Consider the following 4,881-nt stretch of genomic DNA (forward strand, 5'->3'; position numbering starts at 1 on the left):
GGCCGGGCTGCGCACCGCCTTACCGGTCCGCTCGGCCAGCACCAGCAGACACCCCAGCGTGAGCCCGGCCGCACCCACGAACGGGGTGATGGCCAGCAGCGGCACGCACACGGCGGTCAGCGCGTAGCCGGCGATCGTCGCCGGCCAGTAATTGCCGGAGCGGTCCACCCGGGTGCCGAACGGCAACCGGAGCACCAGGGCCAGCCCCTCCCCGGCGCCGGTGACCAGGCCGACCAGCAGCGCCGACGCCCCGAGGGAGGCCAGCAGCGGACCGGTGATGGAGCGGGCGCCCTCGTAGACCATGTCCGCGGCGAGACTGACTACGCCGAAGCCCACGACGGCCCGCCACGGTGACCACGCCGGGCGCGTCGATGGCGCGCCCACGGAGGCAAGCGCGGGTGCCTCCTCCGGCATCGACGGCGCACCGCCGGTGTGTTCGGACACGGTTTCCCCTCCCGCGGTTGGCCGCCGACCCGGCGGGCACTTGCCTACTACAGTCTGACGTAGTACATCGTGACCGCGTGGCGCGCCGCACCGCCACCTCGAGGAGCCCCCCGCACATGGACACCCTGCACCGTCTCGACGACCGGCTGCTCAACGACGTTAACGACCTCGCCCGGCACACCGGCTGGCTGCACGGTGCCGCGCTCGGCTACGCCACCTACGGCGTGGTCCTGTTCGCCGCGCTGCTGCTGACCGGTGTGTGGTCGCGCCGCGCCGGCACCGACCGGGCGCTGGCAGCGGCTTGCTGGGCACCCGTGGCGACGCTGCTGGCGGTCGGGCTGAACCAGCCGCTGGTGTCCGCGTTCGCCGAGGCGCGCCCGTACACCACCCATCCAGGCCTTCTGGTGCTGGCCACCCGCAGCAGTGACTTCTCCTTTCCCAGCGACCACGCGGTGATGGCAGGAGCGACCGCGGCCGGGCTGTGGCTGGTCTCCCGCGCCCTCGGCGCGCTCGCCACGGTGGCGGCACTGGTCATGGCGTTCTCCCGGGTCTACATCGCGGCGCACTACCCGTGGGATGTCGCGGCCGGGCTGGCCTTCGGGGCGCTGGTGACCCTGCTGGGCTGGGCGCTGCTGGGGAGCCTGCTGACCGTCCTCACCGGCTGGCTGCGCTCCCAGCCGGGGCTGCGGCAGGTTTTCCCCGCTCCCGTGACGAGGCCCGCGGCGCGTGAGCCGTCTACGCCAGGGGCGGCCGCGGCGTGAGCGGTCTCATCCACCGCATCCTCGAGCTGCCCGGCGGGCTGGTCCTGGTCATCACGGGCCTGGTGGTCTTCGCCGAGGACGCGCTGTTCGTCGGGTTCGTCATCCCCGGCGAGACCGTCGCCCTGCTGGCCGGGGCCGCCGCCAAGCTCGGGCACGTATCCCTGGCCGGCGTGCTCATCGTGGTGATCGTCGCCGCCATCGTCGGCGACACCGTGGGCTACGAGATCGGCCGCCACGTCGGTCCGCGGGTGCTGCAGTGGAAGATTCTGAAGAAGCGACGCAAACGGCTCGACGACGCCCAGGACTTCCTGGCCCGCCGCGGCGGCAGCGCCATCTTCCTCGGCCGCTGGGTCGCCTTCTTCCGCGCCGTCATGCCCGCGCTCGCCGGCACCGCCCGGATGCGGTACCCAAAGTTCCTCGCCTACAACGCCGCCGGCGGCGTTGCCTGGGGCGCCGCCGTCGTCCTCCTCGGCTACGCCGCCGGCGCCTCCTACGCGAAGGTGGAGAAGACCTTCGGCCGCGACGCCGCCTTCGTCGTCCTGGCTATCGTGATCGTCGCCGTTATCGTCTGGCGGGTCCAAAAGCACCGCGCCGAGCGGCGTAGCGACGCCGGCGACCGCAGCTGAGTTGCCGCGAGGCCGCCTACCACTGCCCCGTCTACGGGACCAGACGAGAAAGCGAGGACCACGACCCGGCGCCAAGGGTGCATGAGCCCCACAGAAAAGCGGTCCGCGGGTGACCCACTGCTGTTTCGGTTCAGGTAGCCATTGCTTGCAAACACCCGTCAATGATTCCGCTTCGACACTTCGTTCCACCTCGCAGTTGACGTCTACTTACCCTTCAACGTCCCTCGCAAAAGGGACGGGACGGCCCGCTCGCTACCAATATGGGTAGCACGGGCCCCGCTTCCCGGGGCCCATCGGCATTTCTGGGGGTGACCTGTTGGTCATTGTTGGGTGGCTCGTCGAGGAGGCGGTCACCGAGGTCGACGGCTCCCGCCTGGTGTGGGGCACCCCCAAGACCCACGGCCGCCGCTCGGTACCGCTGCCGCGGTTTCTGGTCGACGAGCTGGCCCGGACGGTGGTGACCCGCCCTGCCGACGATTTGGCCTTCCGCTCGCCGCAGGGCGCGGTGCTGCGCAACCGGAACGCCCGGTCCGCCTGGTTCGACGCCGCAGCCCGGGCCATTGGAGAGCCCGGACTCACGCCGCACGAACTCCGGCACACCGCAGCCTCGCTGGCGATCAAGGCCGGCGCCAACGTCAAGGTCGTGCAGCGGATGCTCGGGCACGCCTCGGCGGCCATGACCCTGGACCGCTACGCCGACCTGTTCGACGACGACCTGGACGACGTGGCAGACCGGCTGGACGCGCTGCGGGCCGCATCCCGCGGATGAGTTGCGGACGTTCTGCGGACTGAGACCCCGTCGGAGGGCGCGCCGGAGCCCCGACGGAGGTGAAACCGCAGTTCAGCGGAGTGGAGACGAGGGGAATCGAACCCCTAACCCCCGCCTTGCAAAGGCGGTGCTCTGCCAATTGAGCTACGTCCCCGAGGGGTGAGTCTGTGGCGGGCTCAGCGACCCGAGGGGGTGCTGACCGCCTGAGGGCCACGGGTGGCCTCGTGCCAAAGGTCGGCCTCGGCCTTGCCGCCGGCGCGCTTACGCACCGCCGCCAGGGCCCCGGCGGCGACTGCGGCCAGCACCAGCTTCTTCAGCACGCGGAGTTCCTCCTCGAGCGATCGGTGCGCCCCCGGAGCGGCGACCAGCGTGGTGCTCGGTGCCGGGGGCTTGCGCGACCGACAACCTGGCACACGGGTGGGCCTGGGAGGACTTGAACCTCCGGCCTCATCCTTATCAGGGATGCGCTCTAACCAACTGAGCTACAGGCCCGTGAACCTCGAACAGCTTACCTGGGCGGAAACGCCCCCCGGTCACGGGGGGACGGCTCCTGGCCGCGGTGCGGTCCGGAGGACCGCAATGTGCTCAGTCCCGCTCGGAGAGGGTGAGTTCGAGGCCGCCGACCAGGTCGGAGCAGAGGTTGTAGATGAACGTCCCGACGGTGCACAGCGCCGTCATCAGCACGATGTTGATCGCGCCGATCACCGCCGCCCCGCCGAAGACCACACCCGGCGTGACCACGTCGCCGCCCCTGGCGGAACCGGATGCCGACCCCAGCTGACCGAACAGGTCGTTGAGGGTGTCGAAGACCCCGAGCGCGCTCAGGACGCCGTAGAGCACGCCCACCGCGACCATCCAGATGAAGAACAGCGCGATCGACAGGACCAGCGAGATCTTCAGCGCCGACCACGTGTCGATGTGCCGCAACTGCAGGCGGGCGCGGCGCGGGCCACGGCTCTTCGCCGGCCCCCGGCCGCGGGCACGGGAGGGCGCACCCGTGTCGGCAGCCGCCGCAGCGGCGGAGGAACCGGTCGGTGCGGCGGAGGTGTCCATCGCCGGAGGGACCGTGGCACCGGCACCCGTCGCGGGCGGCACCGGCGGGGCACCGGCGGGAGTCCCCGCCGGCTGGCCCGGGCTACCAGCAGCGGACGTCGTCCCGGCCGCCGCGCTCTGTGCTCGCTGCGATCCCGTGGTCGGGATCGACTGCGTCGACGTGACGGGCGCAGGCTCCACCGGAGCGTTGTCCGTCGGCGCGGCGGCGTCCCCGGTGCGGGACCCGCTGCGCACCGAACTCGGCGTCCGGTCGCTCATGCCAGTCTCCCGTTCCCCAGCGGCCCGGGCCGCGTCGTCGTTGGCCGTCACATTAGGCGTCGGGTTCGTCATTGTCCGTCGTACGCGCGATTGCCACGATCGACACGTCCTCGGGCAAGTTCATGAGCTTGACACCCATGGTCGCGCGGTCCTTGTTGTGCCGCACGCCGTTGACCGGGGTGCGGATCACGCCGCCGCTCGAGGTGATCGCGTAGAGCTCGTCGCCGAGGGTGACCGCCAGGGCTCCGACCAGCACACCCTTGCGCGCCTTCGGGTCGGCCGTCAGCACACCCTTGCCGCCGCGCCCCTGGTTCGGGTAGTTCTCGATGCCGGTCCGCTTGGCGAAGCCGCGCTCGGTCGCGACGAGAACGTCGACGCCCTCCTGCACGACCATCATCGACAGCAGCCGGTCGTCCTCGGACAGCGAGATCCCGCGGACGCCCTCGGTGGCCCGGCCCATCGGCCGCAGCGCGGTGTCGTCGGCGGTGAACCGGATCGACATCGCCTTGCGCGTGACCAGGAGCAGGTCCTGCTCGGGGTCGATCAGCACGGCCCCGACCAGTTCGTCGCCGTCGCGCAGGTTGACGGCGATCACGCCGCCCTGCCGCGGGGAGTCGAACTCGGTCAGCCGGGTCTTCTTGACCTGCCCACGCGCCGTGGCCAAGGCCAGGAACGGCGCGACCGAGTAGTCCTTGATCTGCATGACCTGGGCGATCTTCTCGTCGCCCTGGAAGGCCAGGATGTTCGCCACGTGCGCGCCGCGGGCGGTGCGGTTGGCCTCGGGCAGCTCGTAGGCCTTCGCGCGGTAGACCCGGCCCTTGTTCGTGAAGAACAGGATCCAGTCGTGGGTGGAGCCCACGAAGAAGTGGTCGACGATGTCGTCCTGCTTCAGCGCAGCCCCCATCACGCCCTTGCCGCCGCGGCGCTGGGAGCGGTAGAGGTCGCTCTTCGTCCGCTTCGCGTAGCCGGT

General features: G+C 71.1%; 6 protein-coding genes, 2 tRNA genes and 1 pseudogene. 3 read left to right on the forward strand and 6 right to left on the reverse strand.

Going from position 1 to position 4,881, the window contains the following annotated elements; translation table 11 throughout:
* Positions 1 to 444 (reverse strand): annotated as a pseudogene (locus tag VGD70_RS21300) (hypothetical protein); the annotation flags it as partial.
* Positions 445 to 560: 116 nt separating this feature from the next.
* Between VGD70_RS21300 and VGD70_RS21305 the strand changes: the two are divergent.
* The 3 genes from VGD70_RS21305 to VGD70_RS21315 all read left to right on the forward strand — a co-directional run bounded on the left by VGD70_RS21305 (position 561) and on the right by VGD70_RS21315 (position 2,600).
* Complete coding sequence (locus tag VGD70_RS21305) at positions 561 to 1,205, forward strand: phosphatase PAP2 family protein (protein WP_331083984.1); 645 nt, start codon at positions 561 to 563, stop codon at positions 1,203 to 1,205.
* The gene (locus VGD70_RS21310; protein ID WP_331083986.1) at positions 1,202 to 1,831 is read left to right on the forward strand and encodes a DedA family protein; all 630 of its coding nucleotides are present in this window, start codon (positions 1,202 to 1,204) and stop codon (positions 1,829 to 1,831) included. The genes VGD70_RS21305 and VGD70_RS21310 overlap by 4 nt, the downstream gene beginning before the upstream one ends.
* 316 nt (positions 1,832 to 2,147) lie before the next feature.
* The gene (locus VGD70_RS21315; RefSeq protein ID WP_331083988.1) at positions 2,148 to 2,600 is read left to right on the forward strand and encodes a site-specific integrase; all 453 of its coding nucleotides are present in this window, start codon (positions 2,148 to 2,150) and stop codon (positions 2,598 to 2,600) included.
* An 81-nt stretch (positions 2,601 to 2,681) separates the two neighbouring features.
* On the opposite strand, the gene VGD70_RS21320 is transcribed toward VGD70_RS21315, so the two are convergent.
* The 5 genes from VGD70_RS21320 to VGD70_RS21340 form a co-directional block, all read right to left on the reverse strand.
* Positions 2,682 to 2,754, reverse strand: a tRNA-Ala gene (locus VGD70_RS21320).
* A 22-nt stretch (positions 2,755 to 2,776) separates the two neighbouring features.
* Positions 2,777 to 2,920 (reverse strand): DLW-39 family protein, encoded by a 144-nt coding sequence (locus VGD70_RS21325; protein WP_331083989.1) that lies wholly within the window; start codon positions 2,918 to 2,920, stop codon positions 2,777 to 2,779.
* Between the two features lie 98 nt (positions 2,921 to 3,018).
* Positions 3,019 to 3,092 (reverse strand) — tRNA-Ile (locus VGD70_RS21330).
* Positions 3,093 to 3,185: 93 nt separating this feature from the next.
* Positions 3,186 to 3,983, reverse strand: a complete 798-nt coding sequence (locus tag VGD70_RS21335; protein ID WP_331083991.1) for a DUF3566 domain-containing protein — start codon at positions 3,981 to 3,983, stop codon at positions 3,186 to 3,188.
* The coding region (locus tag VGD70_RS21340; protein WP_331083993.1) for a DNA gyrase C-terminal beta-propeller domain-containing protein at positions 3,964 to 4,881 on the reverse strand (918 nt) is incomplete at its 5' end. The genes VGD70_RS21340 and VGD70_RS21335, both read right to left, overlap by 20 nt.

The sequence above is a fragment of the Actinophytocola sp. genome (assembly GCF_036402745.1).
In the GTDB taxonomy this organism is placed as follows: Bacteria; Actinomycetota; Actinomycetes; order Mycobacteriales; family Pseudonocardiaceae; genus Actinophytocola.